Below are 26,123 nucleotides of genomic sequence, written 5' to 3'. Positions count from 1 at the left end.
TCCCCGCGGGGGCGGGGAAAGGCAAAGAAAACTGAGGTTCTTTTATTTATACGAAGAATTTGGCCAGGACTAATAAAGAGAGGGAGACGTTAATCGCGCCGCCGATGCGGGTGGCGATTTGGGCAAACGGCATCAGCGACATACGGTTACCGGCAGTCAGGATGGCCACATCACCGGTACCGCCCTGCCCACTCTGGCAGCAGGAGACAATCGCCACGTCGATCGGGTGCATACCAATTTTTTTGCCGACGAAGAAACCGGTCGCCACCAGTGCGCAAACGGTGCTGACAATCACCACCAGATTTTGGATAGTGAAGGCATCAACCAATTCCTGCCACGGGGTGATAGCTACGCCGACGGCAAACAGAATCGGGTAAGTCACCGCCGTACGGAAGAACTTGTACACCACCTGCGAACCTTCCTGAATACGTGGCGACACGCCGTGCGCCAGCTTCACCACCACTGCGGCAAACAGCATGCCGACCGGTGCCGGCAGGCCAATCATGCGGTGCAGCAACATCCCTACCATGTACAGCAGAATCGCCAGCAGTGCGCCACAGGCAATGGTGCTGACATCCACCTTGCCACTGAATTTTTCTACCGCGCTCATCTCGCTGTCGCCCTGCTTGTTGGGCATCAGGCTGCCTTCGCCGGTCAGGTGCGGGTAGCGCTTGCCGAGTTGGTTCAGCAAGCCGGCGAGAACAATCGCGGTCAGGCCGCCGAGCATCACTATTGGCAGAATGCGGCCCAGTGCAACCCCCTGGTCCATATGCAGGATGGCCGCGTAGCCCATCGACAGCGGGATAGCGCCCTCACCGACGCCGCCGGCCATGATCGGCAAGATCAGGAAGAAGAAAATCTGGAAGGGTTCCAGCCCAAGAGCCATGCCAACGGCCATGCCCACCAGCATGCCAACAACCTCACCGCACAACATTGGTGCGAAGACGCGCAGGAACCCCTGGATCAACACCTGGCGGTTCATACTCATAATGCTGCCGACGATAATGCAGCAGATATAGAGATACAGAATATTGGTCGACTTATAGAATTTGGTGGTCGACTCCACCACGACATCCGGCAGCAGGCCGTAATGCACCATCGCGGATGGAATAAAGGTGGCGCAGATCGCCGCGGCTCCCATTTTGCCAATCAACGGCAGGCGTTTACCGAACTCACCGCAGGCAAAGCCAAAGAAAGCCAAGGTAGCGACCATCACTACGATATCGCTGGGTAATTTCCCTTCCAGACAATCGAGTAAAATAAGCATGCCGGCCAGAACAAAGAACGGCAACGGAATAATCCCTACTTTGTAAGTATCCAGTATGCGCCACCATTTTTCACGCAACGGTATTTCAGCTGCTTTGTCTTTGGCGACGAGGTAAGAATCATCGGTTGTGCTCATAATCTGGCCTCTTATTAGTTTGTTCAGCCATCATAGAGAAACGCACGGATTATCTGCTGTGATTTTGTTCAAATTAAAAAAGGGTTTTTAATGGTGGTTATGGTTTCTATGGTGTTAATAGAGGTTATGTAAAATAGAGCGCGGTTTTAATGGTGTTAATGTTATTTAAACTTTAAAACTTATCACTTTTATTGCAGCCGTGAATGTGGCGACCCGCCAAGAATAAACCCGTGGCTGCGATCACAAGTTGATCCGGCGCAATATTACATTAACGGCGACTCATGATAGGGTAAGCACTCAGGATCTCTCAGGGTGAACCCCAGGCCATGCGCATAAAACTCTCATTTCAAATCAAGCTGTTCCTGTGCCTGGTCGCCTTCTCCTGCGTGCTGTTAACCTTTATTGGCGCTTACACCTACTACCAGCTCGATGCCCAGTTGCATCGCGATCTTGGCGCGCGAGCGCAGGTGCAGGCCAGGGAGATTGCCCTGATCCCTTCGCTGGTCAGCGCGGTGGAACAAAACGACCCGGTTAAAATTGCCGAGCTGATGAAAAAAATACGTGCCAGCAGCGATGCCAGCTATATCGTCATCGGCGATAAGCAAACCCGGCACCTTTACCACTCCGAATACGCCAATATTGTTGGTACCCCGATGGTCGGAGGTGATAATAAAGAAGTTTTGGAAGGGAGAAGTATTATTTCCATCCGCAAAGGGGGCATCGGAATTTCACTGCGCAGTAAAGCGCCCATTATGGATGAGCATAATAACGTCATCGGCATTGTTTCGGTCGGCTATCTGAAATCCCATATCGACAACCTGAATGCCAGAACCCTGACGCAAATCGTCGGATCTATTGTGTTGTTATTAATCGCTCTGTTTGTTTTTTCCTGGTTGTTGTCGAAGAATTTAAAACGCCAGATGTTCTGGCTGGAACCCAAAGAAATTGCGCTGCTGGTGCGTCAGCAAAAAGCCTTGCTGGAAGCCATCTACGAAGGGGTGATTGCCGTCGACCCGCAACTGCGGATCATCACCATTAACCACGCGGCGCGCGAACTGCTGGAGCTACGCCAGCCTGCCGCCGCTCTGATGGGCCGCAATATCGGCGAGATTATCCAGTCACAGCCGGACTTCTTCGGTGCTTCCCAGTTGGGGCACGACACCCACGACGAGGTTTGTCGCTTTAACCACGTGCGGGTGATCGCCAGCCGGGTACGTATCATGCAGGAACAAGAGTTGCAGGGCTGGGTGATCAGCTTCCGTGACAAGAACGACATCAATACCCTGAGCAGCCAGCTCAGCCAGGTCAAACGCTACGCTGACAACCTGCGCATCATGCGCCATGAGCAGCTTAACTGGACGGCCACCCTGGCCGGGCTGCTGCATATGCAGCGCTACGACGAGGCGATCCGCTATGTGGAGGCTCAATCGGAAGGCGCGCAGGAGATCCTAGACTTTATTTCACAGCGTTTCAGCTCGGCGGCGCTCTGTGGTTTGCTGTTGGGCAAGTACTCCAGTGCGAAGGAAAAAGGCGTTGAGCTGCGCTTCGATCCCGCCTGTCAGCTACGGCAAATCCCGGCGGCGCTGAATGAAACCGAACTGATGTCGATCATCGGCAATTTGCTGGATAATGCGGTAGACGCTACGCTGCATTGCGCCGAACCACACGAGGCGGTAGAACTCTATATTAGCGATAACAGCAATGAGCTGGTGATTGAAGTGGCCGATCGCGGTACCGGCATTGCAGCCGAGGTGCGTGACACGCTGTTCGAGCAGGGCATCACCACCAAAGATGACAAAGGCGACCACGGCATAGGTTTGCATTTGGTCGCCAGCCACGTAGCGCAGGCCCATGGCAGTATAGAAGTGTCGGACAACGAGCCGCACGGGGCTATTTTTTCTTTATTTATCCCTAAAACCTTATAACCCGTTTCGAGCACCCGAATGATGCAACCAGAAGCACTGGACGTTTTGATCGTGGAAGATGAGCCGCAGTTGGCCACGCTGCACGCCGAGTTTATTGAGCAGAACTTTGCTCTGCGGGTGGTGGCTTATGCCGCCACGCTGGCCGAGGCCAGAGCCAAAGTCAACGCCCACCAGCCACGTCTGATCCTGCTGGATAATTTTCTGCCGGACGGCCAGGGCATCGAACTGATGGAAGAAACTGCGGTGAAAAACCCCGGTTGTTCGGTGATCTTCATTACCGCCGCCAGCGATATGAACACCTGCAGCCAGGCGATCCGCAACGGTGCCTTCGACTACATCATCAAACCGGTGTCCTACAAGCGGCTGCGCAATTCGCTAGAACGTTTTATGCAGTTTGTTCAAACCCAGCGAACCTTTAAGGTGATCGACCAAAGCAACGTCGACGCGCTGTATAACCTGCAATCCAAACAGTTCTCCAGCGAGCCCAGTGCCAAGGGCATTGAAACCAACACGCTGGAGTTGGTACAGGCGCTGTTTATCGAACAGCCGGAGGCTGCGCACGCGGTGGAAGACGTGGTCAAACAGGTGGGTATCAGCAAGACCACCGCCCGGCGTTATCTGGAATATTGCGTCGCTACCCAGTTCGTGCGCGTAGAGATGATGTACGGCAATATCGGCCATCCACGCCGCCTGTATCGCAAGGTTTAATCTGACATCTGCCTGTCATATTAGGCGGATAATATGACTGCGGCGATATCCCCTCGATATCGGCACCTGTCGTTGAAATTAATGAAATACTGATGACTTTTACCCGGCCTATGGTCGGGTTTTTTATTGTCTGAATTCAGCGCCGAACGGGGAAATAATAACATTAATGCAGCAGGATTATTTTTACTTAAAACCAAGCATTTAAGGCAAATAGTAGATTCAAATAATTGAATATCCACCCCACTACCATAACCAATAGAAATGTTGATGTAAATCGCTAATATCCCATTCATCGGACATTGAGGGTTGTCTCAGATATTCACTGTGTTAGGGTATAGGGGACTATTATTTTCTATTGGGACATTTTTTATCGTTTGATAATTCATCAGAGGAAACAGCAAATTGCATGGCAATTAAACTCGAAGTAAAGAACCTGTATAAGATATTTGGCGAACATCCGGATCGCGCATTCAAACTGATTGAGAAAGGTCTGACAAAAGATCAACTGTTTGAAAAAACCGGGTTATCACTAGGCGTAAAAGACGCCTCTCTGGCCATTGAAGAAGGCGAGATTTTTGTCATCATGGGGCTTTCCGGTTCGGGAAAATCCACCCTGGTACGCCTTCTCAATCGTCTGATAGAACCCACCCGTGGGCAGGTGCTGATTGACGGTGAGGATATATCGAAAATATCCGACACCGCACTGCGCGCCGTGCGCCGCAATAAGATCAGCATGGTGTTTCAATCATTCGCTTTAATGCCACATATGAATGTATTGAATAACACCGCATTCGGTATGGAATTAGCCGGTATTCCGCCGCAGGAACGTCAGGAAAAAGCCCTGGAGGCCCTGCGTCAGGTCGGTCTGGAGAATTACGCTCATTCTTATCCCGATGAACTTTCCGGTGGGATGCGTCAACGCGTTGGATTAGCCCGTGCTATGGCTAATAATCCGGATATATTATTGATGGATGAAGCTTTCTCAGCACTTGATCCATTAATTCGTACCGAAATGCAGGATGAACTGGTTAAATTACAGGCCCAACATCAGCGTACCATCGTCTTTATTTCCCATGATTTGGACGAAGCTATGCGTATTGGCGATCGTATTGCCATTATGCAGGGCGGTGAGGTGATTCAGGTCGGTACGCCGGAGGAAATATTAAATAATCCGGCCAACGATTATGTGCGCACCTTCTTCCGTGGCGTTGATGTCAGCCATGTTTTCAGCGCCAGGGATATCGCCAAGCGTCGTCCGGTAGCGCTTATTCGTAAAACCCCCGGTTTTGGTCCGCGCTCAGCATTACAGCTGCTGCGCGATGAAGACCGTGATTATGGTTATGTTGTTGAACGCGGAAAGAAATTTATCGGCGTAGTGTCGGTAGATTCGCTCAAGCAGGCGCTGGCGGCCAACCAGACACTGGATGACGCCCTGCTGGAAGCTCCCGCCCCGGTACCGGCCGACATGCCGCTAAGCGAACTGATTTCATTGGTCGCTCTGGCGCCTTGCGCGGTACCTGTGGTCTGCGAAGAAAATAACTATATCGGAATTATTTCCAAGGCCATGCTGTTGCAGGCCCTGGATAAAGAGGGCCCAACGAATGAGTGATACTACACAGGATCCATGGGCCACTGCGCCTGCCGACGCCGGTGCCAGTGCCGCACCGGCCACTGACGCTGCAAATTCAGCGGCTCCCGCCGGCGATGCCTGGTCCAGCGCGCCGCCACCGGCAAGCCATGACGCCGTTAATCAGGCCGCTCAAGGTTCCGACTGGCTTAACAGCGCACCGGCCCAGCCGGAGCATTTCAACCTGCTGGATCCGTTCCACAAGACCTGGGTGCCGTTTGACTCCTGGGTAACCCACGGCATTGATTGGCTGGTAATGCACTTTCGCCCGCTGTTCCAGGGGATCCGCGTCCCGGTCGACTTTATCCTCAGCGGTTTTCAACAACTGCTGCTGGGCATGCCGGCACCCGTAGCCATTTTGCTGTTCTCGCTGATTGCCTGGCAGCTTTCCAGCCTCGGTATGGGTGCCGCCACGCTGGTCTCCCTGATTGCCATCGGCGCTATTGGTGCCTGGTCACAGGCCATGGTGACGCTGGCGCTGGTATTGACCGCCCTGTTCTTCTGTATCGTCATCGGCTTGCCGCTCGGCATCTGGCTGGCGCGCAGCAAGTACGCAGGCAAGGTCATACGGCCGTTGCTGGACGCCATGCAAACCACGCCGGCCTTCGTCTATCTGGTACCGATCGTCATGCTGTTCGGTATCGGTAACGTGCCGGGGGTGGTGGTCACCATTATCTTCGCCCTGCCGCCAATCGTCCGGCTGACCATTCTGGGCATTAAGCAGGTGCCGGAAGATCTGATCGAAGCCGCGGAGTCCTTTGGTGCCAGCCCACGCCAACTGCTGTTTAAAGTGCAGTTGCCATTGGCGATGCCGACCATAATGGCCGGGGTAAACCAAACGCTGATGCTGGCACTGTCGATGGTGGTGATCGCCTCGATGATCGCCGTCGGCGGTCTGGGCCAGATGGTACTGCGTGGTATCGGTCGCCTCGATATGGGGCTGGCCGCGGTCGGTGGGGTTGGTATCGTGATCCTGGCAATTATACTCGACCGTCTCACCCAGTCGCTGGGGCGCGATCGCCGCAGCAAAGGCATGGGACGTTGGTTCGCACACGGCCCCATCGGCCTGATCACCCGGCCCTTCATCAAAAAGCCTTAATCGCCCTGCCCCCGGCCCGCGTCGGGGGCACCGACAAGCACCAATAAAATCGAAGGAACCACTATGCGCTCGACAGGAATTTGGGCTTTGGCCCTGACTTCATTGCTTGGCACACAGGCGTTCGCCGTCGAACTTCCCGGCAAAGGCGTCACGGTTAAGCCCTTGCAAAGCACCCTCGCCGAAGAAAGCTTCCAGACCGAACTGGTTAACCGCGCCCTGACCAAGTTGGGTTATGACGTCCAGCCGACCGGCGAAGTGGAATACAACATCGCCTATACCTCTATCGCCTCCGGTGACGCCACCTATATGGCGGTGAACTGGGACCCACTGCAAACCGACATGTACCAAAGCGCCGGCGGCGACAACAAGTTCTATCGCCAGGGTGCCTATATCACTAATGCGGCACAGGGCTATCTGATCGACAAGAAAACCGCCGATCAATACCACATCCGCGATATTTCGCAGTTGAAAGATCCCAAGCTGGCCAAACTGTTTGACGCCGACGGTGATGGCAAGGCCGATCTGGCCGGTTGTGAGCCTGGCTGGACGTGCGGAAAAGTGATCGACACGCAAATCAAGGCCTATGGTCTGAGCGATACGGTGGCCCAAAACCAGGGCAACTACACCGCCATCATCGCCGACACCCTGACCCGCTACAAGCAGGGTAAACCGGTGCTGTACTTCACCTGGACGCCGTACTGGGTCAGCGACGAGCTGGCACCCGGCCGTGATGTGGTCTGGTTGACCGTCCCCTTCTCCGCCAGCCCAGGTTCGTTGAAAGATAAGGATACCGCACTGCCGAACGGTAAAAATTACGGCTTCGCCGTCAACGACGAACACATCGTTGCCAACAAGCAATGGGCACAGGCCAACCCGGCGGCGGCCAAGCTGTTCGCCATCATGAAGCTGCCGTTGGCAGACGTGAATGCGCAGAACCTGCGTATGCACAAGGGCGAGAACAGCGCCGACGATATACAACGTCACGTAGACGGCTGGATTAAAGCCCACCAGGCCACTTTTGACGGCTGGGTCAGCACCGCTGCGGCGGCAGCGAAATAATCCCGACGTGCCGGAAATCCCGGCTTCATAACATAAAAAGGTATTTCACTATGCGCACTACAGGAATCTGGGCAGTTGCCCTTACCACATTGATTGGCTCACAGGCGGTTTCCGCCGCGGACTTGCCGGGTAAAGGCATTAGCGTTCAGCCGGTGCAAAGCACCATCTCTGAAGAAACCTTCCAGACGATGCTGGTCAGCAAGGCGCTGGAAAAGTTGGGCTATGACGTCAAGGACACCCGTGAAGTGGACTATAACGTCGCCTACACCTCAATCGCCTCTGGCGACGCAACCTTCATGGCAGTGAACTGGCAGCCACTGCACAACGATCAATACAAGGCCGCCGGCGGTGATGCCAAATTTTATCGCGAAGGCATTTATGTAAACAACGCCGCGCAGGGTTATCTGATCGACAAGAAAACCGCCGATAAGTACCACATCACCAACATTGCGCAGTTGAAAGATCCCAAAATTGCCAAATTGTTTGACTCCAACGACGACGGTAAGGCCGATCTGACCGGATGTACGCCAGGTTGGGGTTGTGAAGCGGTGATTAATCACCAGATCAAGGCCTACGGCCTGGATAAAACCGTCCAACACAACCAGGGTAACTACGCGGCGATGGTTGCCGATACCATTACCCGCTACAAGGAAGGCAAACCCATCCTGTACTACACCTGGACCCCTTATTGGCTCAGTGACGTACTGGTCACGGGTCGCGATGTGGTTTGGCTGCAAGTTCCTTTCTCCTCCCTGCCTGGCAGTCAGAAAGATATCGACACCAAGCTGCCCAACGGTGCCAACTATGGTTTCCCGGTGAGCGTCATGCGCATCGTCGCCAACAAACAGTGGGCGCAGGCCAACCCGGCAGCCGCCAAGCTGTTTGCCATCATGAAGCTGCCGATTAGCGATGTGAATGCGCAGAACCTGCGTATGCATCAAGGTCAGGCGTCCGAAGCCGATATCCAGAACCATGTTAATGGCTGGATCAAAGCGCATCAGGCCACCTTTGACGGCTGGGTGAAAACCGCCGCCGAAGCCGCGAAGAAGTAATCGCACAGGGGGCGCAGTTCACCACTGCGCCCCTGCTCTGTTCATTCCGCAATATCTATCCCACTAAACTGCAAAAAACGCTCGGCGGTTCTGGACAGCGGCTGCGGCCATACGCAATACACCTGTCGCCGCGGACCGTCCTCAATCGGGATCGACACCAGCGAACTCAAACGCTGCGCCGTAGAAATCGGCACAATGCCCGCCGCCAAACCACGCCGCACCAAATTCTCCAACCATTCAATATGATCAATTTCAAAACTGACATGCCGCTTGATACCCGCTGCCTGAAACGCGCGGTCGGTTTGCCGTCGGGCGCCGGTGCCGCTGTAAAAGTCCACCAGCGGCACTTCCGACAGGGTTTGCAGATTGACCCGCTGACGGCTGGCCAGCGGATGCTGCGACGCCATCAGCGCCACCAGCGGCTCATCGGTTAGCTGCCGATGTGACACCGGCAGCATATCGATATCCCCCGGCCAGATACCGACAAACGCCACATCGGTTTTTTGTTGATGGACGTCTTCCAGCAATGCTTCGCTCATGCCTACGTACAGCCGGATATTCACCGCCGGATAGTGGCGATGGAAGTTGCCCAGTTTTTCGGTCAGATCAATCGCGTTTATGGTCGAAATAGTGCCAATGGTCAGGGTGCCGGATACCGTGCCGCTGGCCGCGAGCACTTCTTCCACCAGCGTCTGCTTCGCCGCCAGTAGCCGTTGTGCAGGCTGAATAAACGCCTGCCCGGCGGTGGTCAGTCTGACCCGACGTGAGGTACGCTCAAACAATGCACAGCCCAGTTCCTCCTCCAGTTTGGCTATCTGGTGGCTAAGGGCTGACTGTACCGTGTGGCAGCGCTGTGCCGCACGGGTAAAGCTCTGCTCTTCGGCTACCGCCAGCGCAAAGCGGATCTGTTTCAGGTTCATGGTATCTATCGCAAAATGAGATTAATCAAATGAAAATTATACATTGGTTTAACGCGCTGTCCTGCCCGATACTGCGCTCAACTTCTCTTTGTGATTAATATCTTATGAGCCAACAACATGCACAGCCAGGTCTCAGCCCGGCGCTGATCGTGCTGATCGCCATCGCCACCGGTCTGGCGGTCGCCAGTAACTATTACGCCCAGCCGCTGCTGGAAACCATCGCCCAGAACTTCGATTTATCGGTGAATCAGGCCGGCTTTATCGTCACTGCCGCCCAGTTGGGCTACGCCGTTGGCCTGCTGTTGCTGGTGCCCCTCGGCGATATGTTTGAACGCCGCGGACTGATCGTCTTTATGACTCTGCTGGCGGCGGGCGGCATGTTGATCACCGCCAGTTCCACCACCCTGCCGATGATGATCCTCGGTACCGCGCTCACCGGGCTATTCTCGGTGGTCGCGCAAATCCTGGTGCCGCTGGCGGCGACGCTGGCACACCCGGAAAAACGCGGCAAAACCGTCGGCATTATCATGAGCGGACTGCTGCTCGGCATTTTGCTGGCACGCACCGTGGCCGGAGCGCTGGCCTCGATCGGCGGCTGGCGCACCATTTATTGGGTCGCCAGCGTATTGATGATCCTGATGGCGCTGATCCTGTGGCGCGCACTGCCGCGCTACAAGCAGCATTCGGGACTGAATTACCCGCAGTTGCTGAAATCGATCTTCACCCTGTTTTGCGGTACTCCGCTGCTGCGTACCCGCGCGATACTCGGGGCGCTGTCGTTCGCCAACTTCAGCGTGCTGTGGACTTCGATGGCCTTTTTACTGGCCGCACCGCCGTTTGGTTATTCCGAAGGGGTGATAGGTCTGTTCGGCCTGGTCGGCGCTGCCGGTGCGCTGGCAGCTTCACGCGCCGGACATTTGGCGGATCAGGGCAAAGCCGGGTTAACCACCAGCGTGGGCCTGGTGCTGTTGTTGCTTTCGTGGATACCCATCGCTTTCGCTAAACAATCACTATGGGCATTGATCGCCGGTATTCTGATCCTCGATCTGGCCGTACAAGCCGTACACGTCACCAATCAGAGCGTGATTTACCGCATTATGCCGGAAGCGCGTAACCGTCTGACCGCCGGCTATATGACCAGCTATTTTATCGGTGGGGCACTCGGCTCGCTGCTGTCAGCCTCAGCCTATCAACATGCGGGCTGGACCGGCGTTGCCGCTGCCGGGGGCGTTTTATGCCTGCTCAACCTACTGACCTGGTGGTGCGGCAAGCATCATGATCCGCAAGGACCAGCGACAATCTGATTAGCAAGCGAATAGTCATATCAGGAATTTATTAGCGCCGCAGGGTATAAACATTACTCACTCTCTGGTAATGTTCTGCAGATGAACTATTGATCTCTCTATCCTGCGACACTAATAAAAATGCAAAGCCAAGCTGCAGAAAACCTCAATCCCCCTGCCGTCAGCTCGACCTTCACCCACGGCATCGTCGACAGTTTACCGATCGTCATCGGCTATGTGCCGGTGGCTTTTGCCTTTGGCCTGAGCGCCGTTAAGCTGGGGTTCTCCCCCCTGGAGAGCATCTTCTTTTCCTGCATTATCTATGCAGGTGCCAGCCAGTTCGTGATCACCGCCCTGCTGAGCGCCGGCATGTCGCTGTGGGTTTCCGCGCTGACCGTGATGGCCATGGATATCCGGCATCTGCTGTATGGCCCCGCTCTGCGCCACCGCATCGTCTCACGCATGTCGGGCGGTAAAACCGCACTCTGGGCCTTCGGCCTGACCGACGAAGTATTCGCTGCCGCGACCGCCAAACTGATGCGCAATAACCGCAGCTGGAGCGAGAACTGGATGCTCGGCATTTCACTGTGCTCCTGGCTGTCGTGGGTAGCGGGCACCGCCATCGGTGCACTGTTCGGTAACGGGCCGCTGGACCAATACCCGGCGATTGAAGCCTCGTTGTCCTTTATGCTGCCGGCGCTGTTCCTCAGCTTCCTGCTGGCCGCCTTCAGGCGTCCACAAAGCCTGACTATCTTCGCCGCACTGGCTGGCGCGCTGCTCGGCGTGGTGCTGTTTTCTATTCCCGTCGCCATTTTAGCCGGCATCAGCGCCGGCTGTATTGCCGCCCTGTTCCAACCCACCGCAACGGAGGCCATCGATGAACACTGATGTGGTGGTGATTGGCCTGGTGGTCGGTTGCGCTAATTACCTGTTCCGTTACTTGCCCTTACGCCTGGCACCGGCGCGTGCCCAACCGGGCATTAAACGCGGTAAAACCGCGCTGTTGCTCGACAGCATTGGTATCGCCTCCATTTGCGCACTGTTGGTGGTATCCAGCACGCCGGTGGTGATGCGTGAACCGGACAAGCTGTGGCCAACCCTGCTCGGCTTCGCCGCTCTGGGGCTATGCTTTTACCGCAGCAAAAGCATCATTCTGTCTACCTTGATCGGTGCACTCGCCTTTGGCATAACGTTAAAAATATTTATGATTTTCGGTCCTGCCAGCCTTTGATTTTATCCGTCATCCCCATTCTGAGCTGTCGCTCGCCAATGGGGCGTTGACAAATAACTTACAAATGACACGAATTGCTAAATTATTCGCACGGCTGAAGATTTACATTATTAATCACTATCGTTACTATCTCGAACGAAATTAATGAGGCCCCAAATTATGGAAAGCTCGTTTACTCCCATTGAACAAATGCTTAATTTCCGCGCAAAACGTCAGAAAGATTTTCCTTATCAGGAAATTCTGCTGACCCGGCTGTGCATGCACATGCAAAGCAAGTTGTTGGAAAATCGCAATAAAATGCTCAAGGCACAAGGGATTAACGAAACACTGTTTATGGCGCTGATTACTCTGGATGCGCAGGAGAATCACAGCATCCAGCCTTCTGAGCTAAGCTCTGCTCTGGGCTCGTCACGCACCAATGCCACGCGGATTGCCGATGAACTGGAAAAGCGCGGCTGGATTGAACGCCGGGAAAGCGACCATGACCGTCGTTGCCTGCATTTGCACATGACGCCGCAGGGAGAAGAGTTTCTCAACCAACTGCTGCCACCGCAGCACAAATGTCTGCATTTCCTGTGGTCCACGCTGAACGATGATGAACAGCAACAGCTTGAACAGCTGACGCGCAAGCTGTTAACGCGTCTGGACCAGATGGAAGTTTCAGGACAGTTATCCCAATAATTTCTGTTCAGGTAACCTACTATGCGATCCCCGTTTAACTGGAGATTCACCCCGCTGTTCGCCGTATTGCTGCTGGCCGGGTGCGCTTCTACCGACAATATTGCCCCGCAATCCACCCTGATGGATCCGCAGAGCCTGCAATTGTCACAGCCGAAAGTCAGCTCGCTGAACGTTAGCCCACAGTGGTGGCGTTCGCTCAACGATCCGCAGCTCGACAGCCTGATGACCCAGACGCTGCAAAGCTCACCGACGCTGAGGCAAGCCGCCGGGCGCGTGCGTGAAGCACAAAGCGTGGTGGGCGAAGCCAGTGCAGCCAACGGCCCGAATCTGGATCTGAATGCCAGCAGCAACCGCCAGAAAATTCCGCAGAACGTCAACCTGGGGTTGGGCTATCCGCATCAGCCGATCTACGAGTCATCCAACTCGCTGGGGCTGAATCTGGCCTATGAGTTTGACTGGTGGGGCAAATACCGCAATCAGGTTAACGCCGCCAAGGCACAGGTCGATGCGGCCCGTGCCGAGCAGGAACAGGCTGCGCTGACGCTGACCAGCTCGGTGGCCTCCGCCTATTTCCAGTTGCAGAGCAATTTCGCGCTGGAAAAACTGCTCCAGCAGGAAGTCGACAACAACCAACGCCTGACGGATTTGCGCCAACAACAATATAAAGCCGGCATCACCGGCGTTGATGTTCCGCAACAAAGCCAGGCGCAGGCCGACGGTGCCAAGCAGCAGATCCTGCAACTGCAGTCGCAGATTGAACAACTAAGACACCAGTTGGCCGCGTTGGCCGGCCAGGGCCCGAGCGCCATGCAGCATCTGCGTCCGGTGGCCCTGCCCGCCAGTAATCTGATGGCGCCAAAAGGTGAACTGACCGCCGATCTGCTGGGCAAACGCCCGGATATCGCCGCGCAGCGTCAGTTGGTGGAGTCCTATAACCAACGCGTCAGCGCCGCCCGCAAAGAATTTTACCCCAGCCTGACCATTTCAGCCTTTGCCGGCCTGACGACCACCAACACCAGTGGGACCAGCCCGAATCTGTTTGAAGCGGCCAGCCAGGCCTGGAACGTGGTACCGGCGATTTCATTGCCGATCTTCCACGCCGGTGCGCTGCGCAGCAAACTGGGTGAGGAGTCCGCGCTGTACGACCAGGCTGTGGAGTCCTATAACCAAACCATCCTGAATGCCGTGCAGGAAACTGCCGATGCCATCACCGTCCAACAAAGCACTGCGCAACAGCAGCTGCAGGCGGCATCTGCGTCCCAATCGATGCAACAGGTGTACCGCGTCGCTAACGCTCGATACCAGGCAGGGATTATCGGGCGCGACCAGTTGTTAACCAGCCAGACGCAGCTCTTGCAGCAGCAACAGGCGGAACTGAATGCCAACAGCAACTTGCTGCAGGCGAAGATAGGACTGATCCGTGCGCTGGGCGGTGGCTATCAGGCCCCGGTCGCTGCGGATTCAAAAGCATAATAAAATAGAGAGCTTGGAGAACACCATGAGCGCAAGCGCGGAGACTCAGACCCCGCCACAACCTGTCGGCAAAAAGAAGCAGCGCAAGTTTTGGCTGCTGTTGATGACGGTTATTTTCATTGTTATTGGGGTGGCATATTTAGTGTATTGGTTCCTGGTGTTGCGTCATCACCAGGAAACGGACGACGCCTACGTGTCCGGTAACCAGGTGCAGATCATGGCCCAGGTGAACGGTAGCGTGAACAGCGTCAACTTCGACAATACCGACTATGTGAAGCAGGGGGATGTGCTGCTCACGCTGGATCCGACCGATGCCGAACAGGCGCTTGAACGCGCCAAAACCGGCCTGGCCAACAGCGTGCGTCAGACCCACCAGCTGATCATCAACAGCAAGCAGTATCAGGCCAACATTGCCCTGCGCAAGTCTGACCTGAGCAAGGCGGAAAACGATCTCAAGCGCCGCGTGGTACTGGGCAGCCTTGACGCCATCGGCCGTGAAGAACTGCAACATGCTCGTGATGCGGTCGACAGCGCCAAAGCAGCACTGGAAGTGGCGGTTCAGCAATATAACGCTAACCAGGCAATGGTGCTGAACACCCCGCTGGAGCAACAGCCGGCTATCCAACAGTCCTCTGCGCAAATGCGTGACGCCTGGCTGGCGTTGCAGCGTACCAAGATCATCAGCCCGATCACCGGCTATGTGTCTCGCCGCAGCGTACAGGTTGGCGCGCAAATCGCCGCCGGTTCCCCGCTGATGGCGGTGGTGCCTGCCGATCACATTTGGGTGGACGCCAACTTTAAAGAAACCCAGATCGCCAATATGCGCATCGGTCAGTCGGCCACCGTAGTCAGTGACATTTACGGTGACGATGTGGTGTACAGCGGCAAAGTGGTCGGTATCGATATGGGCACCGGCAGCGCCTTCTCACTGCTGCCTGCGCAGAATGCTACTGGTAACTGGATCAAGGTGGTTCAGCGCCTGCCGGTACGTATTGAGCTGGATGCCAAGCAAATCGCCGATCATCCGCTGCGTATCGGTCTGTCGACGCTGGTGAAAGTTGACACCACCAACCTGGACGGCCGAGTGCTGTCTGACGTGGTGCGTGACAAGCCGCTGTATCAGACCGACGCGCTGGCGTTGAACCTGACACCGGTTAACCAGATGATCGCCGACGTGATCCATGCGAATGCCGGCTAAGCGCGTGGGAGGCTACCTTGGCACAGAAACCGCTTGAAGGTGCCCAGCTCGCCTGGATGACGGTCGCGCTCGCCATGGCGACCTTTATGCAGGTGCTGGACTCCACCATTGCCAACGTGGCGATCCCGACCATCGCGGGTAACCTCGGGTCCTCCAACTCGCAGGGGACCTGGGTGATCACCTCGTTTGGCGTGGCAAACGCTATCTCGATCCCGATCACCGGCTGGCTGGCGAAGCGCGTCGGTGAAGTGCGCCTGTTCCTTTGGTCCACCGCACTGTTCGTGCTCGCTTCCTGGCTGTGCGGCATCTCCAACAGTCTGGGCATGCTGATCTTCTTCCGCGTGATCCAGGGCGTGGTCGCGGGGCCACTGATCCCGCTGTCGCAAAGTCTGTTGCTGAACAACTATCCACCCGCCAAACGAGCGATGGCCCTGGCGCTATGGTCAATGACGGTGATCGTCGCGCCCATATTCGGGCCTATCCTCGGCGGTTATATCAGTGATAACTATCACTGGGGCTGGATCTTCTTCATCAACATTCCGATTGGCGCCGTAGTGATCCTGGTGGCGATGTCGACGTTGAAAGGCAGGGAAACCAAAACCGAGATCAAACCGATCGATACCATCGGTCTGGTGCTGTTGATCGTCGGTATTGGTTCGCTGCAGGTGATGCTCGATCAGGGTAAGGAGCTGGACTGGTTCAACTCCACCGAAATAATAGTGCTAACGGTAGTGGCGGTGGTGGCGCTGGTGTTCCTGATCATCTGGGAACTGACGGACGACCACCCGGTGGTGGATCTGTCGCTGTTCAAGTCGCGCAACTTTACCGTCGGCTGCCTGTGTATCAGCCTGGCCTATATGCTGTATTTCGGCGCTATCGTGCTATTGCCGCAGCTACTGCAGGAGGTGTATGGCTATACCGCCACCTGGGCGGGGCTGGCTTCGGCACCTATCGGGTTGATACCGGTATTGCTGTCGCCGATCATCGGCAAGTTCGGTAACCGGCTCGACATGCGACGACTGGTGACCTTCAGCTTCATTATGTATGCCGTGTGCTTTTACTGGCGCGCTTATACGTTTGAACCGGGAATGGACTTTGGCGCTTCGGCGTGGCCGCAGTTTGTCCAGGGCTTCGCCATCGCCTGCTTCTTTATGCCATTGACCACCATTACGCTGTCCGGCCTGCCGCCGGAGCGTATGGCGGCGGCGTCGAGCCTGTCGAACTTTACCCGTACGCTAGCGGGGTCGATCGGGACGTCGATCACCACCACGCTGTGGACTCAGCGTGAATCGCAGCATCACTCGCAGCTGGCGGAATTTGTGAACCCTTACAGCCCGCAGTCGCAAGAGATGTACCGGCAGTTGGAACAGATTGGCATGAGCAAGCAGCAGGCGTCGGCCTATATCGCCAACGAGATCACCGCGCAGGGGCTGATTATCTCGGCTAACGAGATATTCTGGCTATCGGCTGGGGTGTTCCTGATCCTGCTGGCGCTGGTCTGGGTGGCGAAACCGCCATTCAGCTCCGGCGGTGGGGGCGGCGGCGCTCACTAAACAGTAGAAAGCAAAACGGGCGCCCTGAGGCGCCCGTTTTTTTATTCTTGACCCTATACCCTATGAATTTCAGACCAACTCACTCATCCCCAGGAATTGTAGGGGCGCTGCATGCTGCGCCCGTGTTATTCGGTGCGAATATATTCGCACCCTACAGAACCAAAGCAGGTCACAACGCTGCGGCTTGAAAGGCGACGGGTATATTAGGCCTGGTTTTGACGCCACCAGTCAGCCAGCAAAATACCGGTCGCGACCGATACGTTCAGGCTTTCTACCTTGCCGGTACCGCCGATAGACACGTTCATGTCGCCCTGCTGCCAGGCACTGTCGCTCAGGCCGTCACGTTCCTGACCCAGTACCAGTACCATTTTGGCCGGCAGTTTAGCCTGCGCCAATGGGGTGCCTTTGTGGCTCGAGGTGGTGACGATGGCGTAACCTGCCTTGCGGAAGGTATCCAGCACCGACAGGAAGTCATCGGCGTTAATCGCCTTGATGTGTTCCGCACCGCCTTCAGCCGTACGCACCGCGGCACCTGATTCCAGCACCGCCGGATCCTGCAGCAATACGCCGTTAACGCCAAAGTGGGCGCAAGAACGGACGATAGCACCCAGGTTGTGCGGGTTGCCTACTTCTTCCAGCGCCAGCACGCAGTCTTTCGCCGGGGCTTCTTTCAGATAGGTTTGTGCATCCAGACCCTGACGCTTTTTAATCAGGAAGCAAACGCCGCCGTGGTGTTCGGTACCGGACGCTTTGGCCAGCTCTTCTTCATCCACCACGTGATAGGCTTTGCGGTTTGCCGCCATCCAGCGCAGTGCTTCACGAAAACGTGGCGTGACCGACTGTACGAACCAGGCGCGGACGATAGCGTCCGGACGGCTGGCAAACAGGGCCTGACAGGCGTTTTCGCCGTACACGCGGGTTTCTTCCGCACGCTGACGACGCAACTGTTCTGGATCGATAAAGCTCTTGCCGCTGATGCCGCCGTGATCAAACGCCGGCTCTTCTTCCGGGCCACGTGACACGGTTTTCCACGGCGAATCATAACCGCCACGGTCTTCAGTTTGCGCTGGACGGCGAGGACGATCGCTTTCACTGCGGCGGGAATCAGAGCCAGAGCCACGGCGATCGTTATTACCGCGCGGCTTGTCCTGACCGGTACGGCCCGAAGAGCGCGCACCGTCTGCCGGACGGCCTTTGCCGGCCGGACGCTTATTCTTGTTACGGTCGTCGCTGTTGCTGTCGTCGTCACTGCGGACGTACATCACTTTAACTTTACCGTTCTTGCCACTAAATGAATCGTTCATTTTCTTCTCCACCAACGCGCAGGGCGCGAAGATTACCTGATGTTGGGGTGCTAAGCCACCTACTTGCGCTAAAAGCTAACAACTATCGTATTCATCGAACAAACCTCTTTGTTCATTGCCCTACTTTTAACGATAATAAGCAGCATTAAAGATACATATCCGCAACCCGAGTGCGGTATGTCGTGCTTTCACCGTATCCGAGGTCATCATGAATACAGTTTGTCCAGCTTGTAATGCCACCAACCGCGTGCCTGAAGAACGAGTGGCTGACGGCGCGAAATGCGGCCGTTGCGGCCATGCGCTCTTTGACGGCGAGGTGATCAATGCCACCGCTGCCACACTGGACTCGTTGTTGCAAGATGGCCTGCCAGTAGTGGTCGATTTTTGGGCGCCGTGGTGCGGCCCTTGCGTCAGTTTTGCCCCGATCTTTGAAGACGTCGCCGAAGAGCGCGCCGGCAAAGTTCGCTTCGTTAAAGTCAACACCGAGGCGGAACCCGAACTGAGCGCCCGTTTCCGCATCCGCAGCATTCCGACCATCATGCTGTTCCGCGAAGGGAAAATGGTCGACATGCTTAACGGCGCCATGCCGAAAACGCCGTTCGATAACTGGCTCAATGAACTAGTTTAACGCAGAAAGTCTACACCCGTCGCCTTTCAATAGGCGGTGTTGCCCATTGCCCGTGACACCGCCGTGACTCAATCCAGCCCGAACGCTCCCGTCGGGCTTTTTTCTGCGTTACAATAGCGGTTTTCCCCGAGACTTTTATGACCGACAACGCCGTCCTTCGCCTGCGCCAATTTCGCCTGGAACGCTCTACCCGCCCTTTTCTGGCGCGTGGCAACCGCGTACCGCGTTGTCAGGGCTGCCTGCTACCCCATAAAAACTGCCTGTGTGACACTATCCAACCGCAGCCGGCCGCCAGCCGTTTTTGCCTGATCATGTTTGGAGCAGAGCCGCTGAAACCGAGCAATACCGGCCGACTGATCGCCGATATTCTGCCGGAAACCCAGGCATTTCTTTGGTCGCGCACCGAGGTTGACCCTGCCCTGCTGGCGGCGATTAACGATCCCGAGCGCCAGCCTTACGTGGTGTTTCCCGCCTCCTATGTCGCCCCCGAGCGGCCGGTGTTCAGCGAATTGCCTGCCGGTGGCAAACCGCCGCTGTTTATTATGCTCGATGGCACCTGGACCGAGGCGAGCAAAATGTTCCGTAAAAGCCCGTACCTTAATCAGTTCCCGGTGTTTTCACTCAACGTGACCGCCGCTTCGAATTACCAACTGCGCGAAGCCAGCCGCACCGAGCAGCACTGCACGGCCGAAGTGGCGGCAGCGCTGTTGCAGCAGGCCGGGGATGTGGCCGCCGCCGACGGACTGGTCGAGCATTTTCACTATTTCCGTCAACAGTATCTGGCCGGGAAACCTACCCGCCCGGAGGCACCGGTCACAGCAAAGCCGTCGCAAAACGCCTAGAATCAGGCGTAACGTTGCCTAAAGGAGTCGTGCATGAGCCAGCGAGGGTTAGAAGCGCTTTTACGTCCTAAATCGATTGCCGTTCTCGGCGCTTCACAACAGCCCGGCCGTGCCGGTAACCTGATGATGAGCAACCTGCTGGCCGGCGGTTTCAACGGGCCGGTGATGCCGGTCACCCCACGCTACAAGGCGGTGTGCGGCGTGATGGCCTACCCGGACGTCGCCAGCCTGCCCATCAGCCCCGATCTGGCGATACTTTGTACCCATGCGCAGCGCAACCTGACATTGATTGAAGATCTGGGCAAGCGTGGCTGCAAAACCGCCATTGTGCTCTCCTCCCCGCCTGAACAGTTCGCAGAACTGAAAGCCTGCGCGCAGCGTTATTCGATGCGCCTGCTGGGCCCAAACAGCCTGGGCCTGCTGGCGCCGTGGCAAGGCATTAACGCCAGTTTCTCACCGGTCCCCATTCTCAAAGGCAAGCTGGCGTTTATTTCCCAGTCCGCCGCTGTGGCCAATACCATTCTCGACTGGGCACAACAGCGTGAGGTTGGCTTCTCCTATTTTATCGCGCTGGGCGATAGCCTGGATATTGACGTCGACGACCTGCTGGACTTTCTGGCGCGCGACAGTAAGACCAGTGCCATTTTGCTGTATCTGGAAAACATCAGCGATGCACGGCGCTTTTTATCCGCCTCGCGCAGCGCTTCACGCAACAAACCGATTCTGGTGGTCAAAAGCGGCCGCAGCCAGCAGGCCCAGCTGTTGCTTAACAGCCAGCAGGGGCTGGATGCCGCCTACGATGCCGCTATTCAGCGCGCCGGTTTGTTGCGCGTGCAGGATACTCATGAGCTGTTCTCCGCAGTAGAAACCCTGAGCCATATGCACCCGCTACGCGGCGAGCGGCTGATGATCGTCAGCAACGGTGCCGCACCGGCCGCTATGGCTCTGGACGAGCTGCTGGGCCGCAATGGCAAGCTGGCGCAGTTAGGGGACGAGATCCTGACGCAGCTTGGCGAGGCTTTGCCCGAGTTTATCCTCGCGGGCAACCCGATTGACCTGCGTGATGACGCGACACCGCAACGTTATCTGGCGGCGGTTAAAACTTTGCTCGACAGCCATGACTACGACGCCTTGCTGCTGATCCATGCCCCAAGCGCGGCGGCCCCGGGCACCATTACCGCCGAACGTATTATCGAAGCGGTGCGTCAACACCCGCGTGGCAAACGCATTACGCTGCTCACCAATTGGTGCGGTGAATATTCCTCGCAGGAAGCCCGACGGCTGTTTACCGAGGCGGGTATCCCCACCTATCGCACCCCGGAAGGTGCGGTGACCGCGTTTATGCATATGGTGGAATATCGCCGTAATCAGAAGCAGCTAAAAGAAACCCCGGCGCTCCCGGTCGGCCTGACCGCCAACACCGCCGATGCCCACCGATTAATTCAACAGGCGCTGGCCGAAGGCGCTACACAACTCGATACCCACGAGGTGCAATCGATTCTGCAGGCCTATGACCTGACCACTCTGCCGACCTGGATTGCCGAAGACAGCGCCGAAGCGGTGCATATCGCCGAACAAATTGGCTACCCGGTAGCCCTGAAACTGCGTTCGCCGGATATTCCCCACAAGTCTGAAGTTCAGGGCGTAATGCTCTATTTGCGTACCGCGACTGAAGTGCAGCGTGCCGCAGAAGCCATTCTTGACCGGGTGAAACGCACCTATCCACAGGCACGTATCCACGGCTTGCTGGTGCAAAGCATGGCCAACCGCGCCGGGGCACAAGAGCTGCGTATTGCGGTAGAACAGGATGCCATTTTTGGCCCATTGATCATGCTGGGCGAAGGCGGCATCGAATGGCGGCAGGAAAATCAGGTCGCGGTGGCGCTGCCGCCGCTGAATATGGCGCTGGCGCGCTATCTGGTATTGCAGGCGGTAAAAGGAGGAAAAATCCGCGGGCGCAGCGCCCTGAGGCCGCTGGATATTCCCGGGCTGAGCCGCCTGTTGGTGCAAGTCTCCAATCTGATCCTCGACTGCCCGGAAATCACTCGTCTGGATATCCACCCGGTACTGGCGTCCGGCAGCGAATTCACCCTGCTGGACGTTTCCATGCAGCTTGCCCCGTTTGTGGGTGACCCGCAGGCGCGGCTGGCGATCCGTCCTTATCCTCATGAACTGGAAGAAACCATTGGGTTGAAAGACGGTTCGCAATGCCTGTTCCGGCCGATCCTGCCGGAAGACGAGCCGGCGTTGAAACACTTTATCGATCGCGTGACCAAGGAAGATCTCTACTATCGCTACTTCAGTGAGATCAACGAGTTTACCCATGACGATTTGGCTAACATGACGCAGATCGACTACGATCGAGAAATGGCTTTTGTCGCAGTACGTGATGAACAGATCATCGGCGTAACGCGCGCCCTGTCCGACCCGGACAATACCGATGCGGAATTTGCCGTGCTAGTGCGTTCCGACCTGAAAGGACTCGGTCTGGGACGCCAACTGCTGGAAAAAATGATCGCCTATGCCCGAGCCCATGGGTTGACCCGTCTGACCGGTATCACTATGCCAAACAACCGCGGAATGATCGGACTGGCACAGCGGTTGGGCTTTGGTATCGATGTGCAGATAGAGGACGGTATCGTCAATTTGACCCTGCCGCTGCAGGCGGAGGAAGCGCAGTGACCTGTGTCGCAATGCGCTACGAATCCACCACTTAACGCCAAAACATACGCACAATCGAGGCAACTAGTGGTATTATCGCCCGATTATTCGATTTGTTGTTTTTCCGTATTTGGCGTTCAGGCCATCTAATCATGAGAGAAGAAGCGCACTGTGATGTTGTCAAAATTTAAACGTAGCAAACATCAACAACACCTTGCACAACTGCCCAAACTCCCCCAGACGGTGGCTGATGTACGCACTTTGTACACGCCGTCTGATTACCGCGCCACCCTGCTGGAATTAATCGCTAACGCCACCCAACGTATTTATCTGGTCGCTCTGTATCTGGAGCACGACGACGCCGGGCGCGATATTCTCAATGCACTTTATCAGGCGAAGCAGCGGTGTCCGGAGCTGGAGATTTGCATTCTGGTCGACTGGCATCGTGCCCAGCGTGGGCGCATCGGCGCCGCGGCCGCCAATACCAACGCCGACTGGTACTGCTCAATGGCAGACCAGCACCCGGGGCTGCCGGTACCGATATACGGCGTGCCGGTCAACACCCGTGAAGCCTTGGGCGTGTTGCACCTGAAAGGTTTTGTTGTCGACGATACCGTGATTTACAGCGGTGCCAGTATCAATGACGTTTACCTGCATCAGCATGAAAAATACCGTTACGATCGCTACCAACTGATCACCAACGGTGAATTGGCCAATACCCTGGTCGATTACATCAAGCAGCATCTGCTAACCGCCGGTGCCGTACAACGTCTGGATCGTGACGATCGCCCGAAAAGCCCTGAGATCAAAAACGAAACTCGCCTGTTCCGTTTCGGCCTGCGCCGTGCCGGCTATCAGTTTCGCAACAACGCCGGTAACGATGAACTGGCGGTAACTCCGCTGGTTGGGCTGGGCAAACAAAGCATTCTGAATAAAACCATTCACCACCTGATGTCCAGCGCCGATCAGAAACTGACGCTGTGCACCCCCTACTTCAACCTGCCGGCGCTGCTGGTGCGCAATATCATCTACCTGTTGCGCCAGGGCAAGCAGGTGGAAATCATTGTCGGTGATAAAACCGCTAATGACTTCTATATTCCGGAAGATCAGCCATTCAAAATTATCGGTGCGCTGCCTTACCTGTACGAAATCAATCTGCGACGCTTTCTCAGCCGTCTGCAACGTTATATCGATACCGGTCAGCTGATTGTTCGTCTGTGGAAAGACGGCGATAACAGCTATCACCTGAAAGGCATGTGGGTAGATGACGAATGGCAGTTGATTACCGGTAATAACCTCAACCCACGCGCCTGGCGGTTGGATCTGGAAAATGCCATTCTGATCCACGATCCCAAGCAGGAAATGCGTGAGCAGCGGCATAAAGAGCTGGAGTGCATCCGTACCCATACCACCGTGGTGGGACACTATCTGGAATTGCAAAGCATCCAGGAGTATCCGATCAAAGTGCGTAAGCTGATCCGCCGTCTGCGCCGTATCCGTATCGACCGATTGATTAGCCGTATACTGTAAGCGCGCTATAATTCAGCTATCGCAGACCCCGGCCCATGCCGGGGTTTTTTATGAGCCATGACAACAGGATGTTTTCATTATGCGCCCACTCCACTGTCTGTTTGTGCTGCCCTTTGTCCTGTTCACCAGCGGTTGCACCCATTGGGCAAATGACAGCTGGACCGGAAAAGACAAGGCGCAACATTTTGTCTCTTCCGCAGCCTTTGCCGCCGCCGGTGCCGCTTATGGCGATCATCAAAACTGGAGTGAGGCTCGCAGCCGCAGCTTTGGCCTGATGTTCTCTATCGGACTGGGTGCCGCCAAAGAACTGTATGACAGTCGCGAAGGCGGCACTGGCTGGAGCTGGAAGGATTTTGCCTGGGATGTGGCGGGGGCGGCCACGGGGTATAGCCTGTACCACGCCACCCGCTGATTCACAGTTGGATTTCTTTCCCCTTGCGATGCAAGCGAAGTGAAACGATCAACGCCAACAGGCACATGCCGGAAACATACCAGAAGAAGGTATTCTCTATACCGTACGATTTCAGCGACAGAGCAACATATTCTGCAGACCCGCCAAACATCGCGTTAGCCACCGCATAAGACAGACCAACGCCTAACGCCCGCACCTCCGGCGGGAACATCTCGGCTTTCAGCAACCCACTGATCGAGGTATAAAAACTGACAATAAACAACGCCAGCACGATCAGTCCAAATGCCGCATAAGGGTTGCTGACATTTTTCAAGGTTAGCAGAATAGGTACTGTGAGTAAGGTGGCGAAGGAAGCAAAGATCAGCATTGAGCTACGGCGACCAATCTTGTCCGATAACGCCCCAACCAACGGCTGCATCAACATGTAGATAAACAGGGCTGCGGTCATAATACCGCTGGCCAGCTTGGCGTCCATTCCAGAGGTATTGACCAGATACTTTTGCATATAGGTAGTAAAAGTATAAAAACTTAGCGAACCACCGGCGGTAAAGCCCAGCACCATCAGGAAAGCTTTACGGTTCTTCCACAACCCTTTCAGTGAACCGGCATCCTTATGATTACGGGTCTTGGCATCGGAGGTTTCATTCAGCGAACGACGCAGATATAACGCCACCACGGCCAATACCGCCCCTATCGCAAAAGGAATACGCCAGCCCCAGGCCTTGAGTTCACCGGCAGAGAGGATTTGCTGCAGCGCCACCAGAACCAGCAATGCCAGCAGTTGGCCGCCAATCAGCGTGACATACTGGAATGATGCATAGAACCCGCGCCGCCCCTTTATGGCCACCTCGCTCATATAGGTAGCACTGGTGCCATATTCACCGCCAACCGACAGCCCCTGGAACAGACGGGCAACCAGCAGCAGCACCGGTGCCCAACTGCCGATCGACTCATAGGTCGGTAAACAGGCGATCACCAGCGATCCTGCACACATCATACAGACCGAGATCAGCATCGAGTTTTTACGGCCATGTTTATCGGCAATATAACCGAATAACCAGCCACCGATTGGCCGCATGAAGAAACCTGCGGCAAACACACCGGCCGTTTGCAGCAGTTGGGTAGTGCTGTTGCCGGCGGGGAAAAACGAGGCGGCAAAGTAGATAGAACAGAAGGAATAGACGTAAAAATCAAACCACTCCACCAGGTTCCCTGATGAAGCCCCTACAATCGCGAAAATGCGTTTCTTTTTGTCCTGAACCGCCAGATCGGCGGCCCCTCCATCCTCAATGGCCGAGGTTGTTTCTGTCATTTTATATTCTCCGAGCCAGATAAACAGTGAAGTCGGCGTCCTGCCGTTTAAATGTGATTTAATTGTTGGTGTTTAGTTAACGATTAAAACAAATAGCGGGCGAAGAATATAGCGTGATTTATGTGATGCGCATTGAAGAGTGGGGTGAAAATTGATGGGATAACGGTCATTTACTTATAGCCGCACACAGCAAAAAGCCCCATGCTTTCGCATGAGGCTTTGT

The 26,123-nt window shown here is 55.7% G+C and carries 22 protein-coding genes; 18 read left to right on the top strand and 4 right to left on the bottom strand.

The window, feature by feature from the left end:
• Positions 1-46: 46 nt before the first annotated feature.
• Positions 47-1,402, bottom strand: coding sequence for a 2-hydroxycarboxylate transporter family protein (locus tag FCL49_RS19915; protein WP_174354859.1), 1,356 nt, complete (start codon positions 1,400-1,402; stop codon positions 47-49).
• A gap of 326 nt (positions 1,403-1,728) precedes the next feature.
• Between FCL49_RS19915 and FCL49_RS19910 the strand changes: the two genes are divergently transcribed.
• The 6 genes from FCL49_RS19910 (at position 1,729) to proX (FCL49_RS19885) (ending at position 8,872) form a co-directional block, all read left to right on the top strand.
• Positions 1,729-3,327, top strand: a complete 1,599-nt coding sequence (locus FCL49_RS19910; RefSeq protein WP_174354858.1) for an ATP-binding protein — start codon at positions 1,729-1,731, stop codon at positions 3,325-3,327.
• A gap of 21 nt (positions 3,328-3,348) precedes the next feature.
• Positions 3,349-4,035 carry a response regulator gene (locus FCL49_RS19905; protein ID WP_174355027.1) on the top strand — a complete coding sequence of 229 codons (687 nt, stop codon included), beginning with the start codon at positions 3,349-3,351 and terminating at the stop codon, positions 4,033-4,035.
• 406 nt (positions 4,036-4,441) lie between these two features.
• Positions 4,442-5,644: a glycine betaine/L-proline ABC transporter ATP-binding protein ProV gene (gene proV / locus FCL49_RS19900; protein ID WP_174355026.1), complete on the top strand. Its 1,203-nt coding sequence runs from the start codon at positions 4,442-4,444 to the stop codon at positions 5,642-5,644.
• Positions 5,637-6,761 (top strand): glycine betaine/L-proline ABC transporter permease ProW, encoded by a 1,125-nt coding sequence (proW, locus tag FCL49_RS19895; protein ID WP_174354857.1) that lies wholly within the window; start codon positions 5,637-5,639, stop codon positions 6,759-6,761. Before proV ends, proW begins: the two co-directional genes overlap by 8 nt.
• 63 nt (positions 6,762-6,824) lie before the next feature.
• On the top strand, positions 6,825-7,820 hold the full coding sequence (proX, locus tag FCL49_RS19890; protein WP_174354856.1) for a glycine betaine/L-proline ABC transporter substrate-binding protein ProX: 996 nt from the start codon (positions 6,825-6,827) through the stop codon (positions 7,818-7,820).
• A 50-nt stretch (positions 7,821-7,870) separates the two neighbouring features.
• Entirely contained in the window at positions 7,871-8,872 is a 1,002-nt protein-coding gene (gene proX, locus FCL49_RS19885; RefSeq protein ID WP_174354855.1) for a glycine betaine/L-proline ABC transporter substrate-binding protein ProX, read from the top strand.
• 41 nt (positions 8,873-8,913) lie between these two features.
• Here the strand turns inward: proX (FCL49_RS19885) and FCL49_RS19880 are convergent, their stop codons facing one another.
• Positions 8,914-9,792 (bottom strand): LysR family transcriptional regulator, encoded by an 879-nt coding sequence (locus tag FCL49_RS19880; protein WP_174354854.1) that lies wholly within the window; start codon positions 9,790-9,792, stop codon positions 8,914-8,916.
• A 104-nt stretch (positions 9,793-9,896) separates the two neighbouring features.
• On the opposite strand from FCL49_RS19880, the gene FCL49_RS19875 reads away from it, so the two are divergent.
• From FCL49_RS19875 to emrB, 7 genes are all read left to right on the top strand, one after another.
• The gene (locus FCL49_RS19875) at positions 9,897-11,096 is read left to right on the top strand and encodes an MFS transporter (protein ID WP_174354853.1); all 1,200 of its coding nucleotides are present in this window, start codon (positions 9,897-9,899) and stop codon (positions 11,094-11,096) included.
• 120 nt (positions 11,097-11,216) lie between these two features.
• Positions 11,217-11,963 (top strand): AzlC family ABC transporter permease, encoded by a 747-nt coding sequence (locus FCL49_RS19870; protein WP_217434510.1) that lies wholly within the window; start codon positions 11,217-11,219, stop codon positions 11,961-11,963.
• Positions 11,953-12,306: an L-valine transporter subunit YgaH gene (gene ygaH / locus FCL49_RS19865; protein ID WP_174354852.1), complete on the top strand. Its 354-nt coding sequence runs from the start codon at positions 11,953-11,955 to the stop codon at positions 12,304-12,306. Before FCL49_RS19870 ends, ygaH begins: the two co-directional genes overlap by 11 nt.
• 159 nt (positions 12,307-12,465) lie before the next feature.
• Positions 12,466-12,987: a transcriptional repressor MprA gene (mprA, locus tag FCL49_RS19860; protein WP_012146447.1), complete on the top strand. Its 522-nt coding sequence runs from the start codon at positions 12,466-12,468 to the stop codon at positions 12,985-12,987.
• Between the two features lie 21 nt (positions 12,988-13,008).
• Complete coding sequence (locus tag FCL49_RS19855) at positions 13,009-14,460, top strand: efflux transporter outer membrane subunit (RefSeq protein ID WP_174354851.1); 1,452 nt, start codon at positions 13,009-13,011, stop codon at positions 14,458-14,460.
• 25 nt (positions 14,461-14,485) lie between these two features.
• The gene (gene emrA, locus FCL49_RS19850; protein WP_174354850.1) at positions 14,486-15,658 is read left to right on the top strand and encodes a multidrug efflux MFS transporter periplasmic adaptor subunit EmrA; all 1,173 of its coding nucleotides are present in this window, start codon (positions 14,486-14,488) and stop codon (positions 15,656-15,658) included.
• A 17-nt stretch (positions 15,659-15,675) separates the two neighbouring features.
• Entirely contained in the window at positions 15,676-17,211 is a 1,536-nt protein-coding gene (emrB, locus tag FCL49_RS19845) for a multidrug efflux MFS transporter permease subunit EmrB (protein ID WP_037422298.1), read from the top strand.
• Positions 17,212-17,414: 203 nt separating this feature from the next.
• On the opposite strand, the gene FCL49_RS19840 is transcribed toward emrB, so the two are convergent.
• Positions 17,415-18,515 (bottom strand): tRNA/rRNA methyltransferase, encoded by a 1,101-nt coding sequence (locus FCL49_RS19840; protein ID WP_135317696.1) that lies wholly within the window; start codon positions 18,513-18,515, stop codon positions 17,415-17,417.
• 208 nt (positions 18,516-18,723) lie between these two features.
• Between FCL49_RS19840 and trxC the strand changes: the two genes are divergently transcribed.
• The 5 genes from trxC (at position 18,724) to FCL49_RS19815 (ending at position 24,588) form a co-directional block, all read left to right on the top strand.
• Positions 18,724-19,143, top strand: a complete 420-nt coding sequence (gene trxC / locus FCL49_RS19835; protein WP_012146452.1) for a thioredoxin TrxC — start codon at positions 18,724-18,726, stop codon at positions 19,141-19,143.
• 137 nt (positions 19,144-19,280) lie between these two features.
• Positions 19,281-19,985 carry a tRNA-uridine aminocarboxypropyltransferase gene (locus tag FCL49_RS19830; protein WP_174354849.1) on the top strand — a complete coding sequence of 235 codons (705 nt, stop codon included), beginning with the start codon at positions 19,281-19,283 and terminating at the stop codon, positions 19,983-19,985.
• 33 nt (positions 19,986-20,018) lie between these two features.
• On the top strand, positions 20,019-22,667 hold the full coding sequence (locus FCL49_RS19825; protein ID WP_174354848.1) for a bifunctional acetate--CoA ligase family protein/GNAT family N-acetyltransferase: 2,649 nt from the start codon (positions 20,019-20,021) through the stop codon (positions 22,665-22,667).
• 153 nt (positions 22,668-22,820) lie between these two features.
• Positions 22,821-24,176: a CDP-diacylglycerol--serine O-phosphatidyltransferase gene (pssA, locus tag FCL49_RS19820; RefSeq protein WP_167519939.1), complete on the top strand. Its 1,356-nt coding sequence runs from the start codon at positions 22,821-22,823 to the stop codon at positions 24,174-24,176.
• 79 nt (positions 24,177-24,255) lie between these two features.
• Positions 24,256-24,588 carry a YfiM family lipoprotein gene (locus FCL49_RS19815; protein WP_174354847.1) on the top strand — a complete coding sequence of 111 codons (333 nt, stop codon included), beginning with the start codon at positions 24,256-24,258 and terminating at the stop codon, positions 24,586-24,588.
• Between the two features lies 1 nt (position 24,589).
• Here the strand turns inward: FCL49_RS19815 and FCL49_RS19810 are convergent, their stop codons facing one another.
• Entirely contained in the window at positions 24,590-25,900 is a 1,311-nt protein-coding gene (locus FCL49_RS19810; RefSeq protein ID WP_254611115.1) for an MFS family transporter, read from the bottom strand.
• Positions 25,901-26,123 lie beyond the last annotated feature (223 nt).

The organism is Serratia proteamaculans (assembly GCF_013337185.1).
Classification (GTDB): domain Bacteria; phylum Pseudomonadota; class Gammaproteobacteria; order Enterobacterales; family Enterobacteriaceae; genus Serratia; species Serratia proteamaculans_D.
The sequence above is the reverse complement of the archived record's forward strand: the minus strand, read 5'-3'. Positions and strand labels throughout refer to the sequence as shown.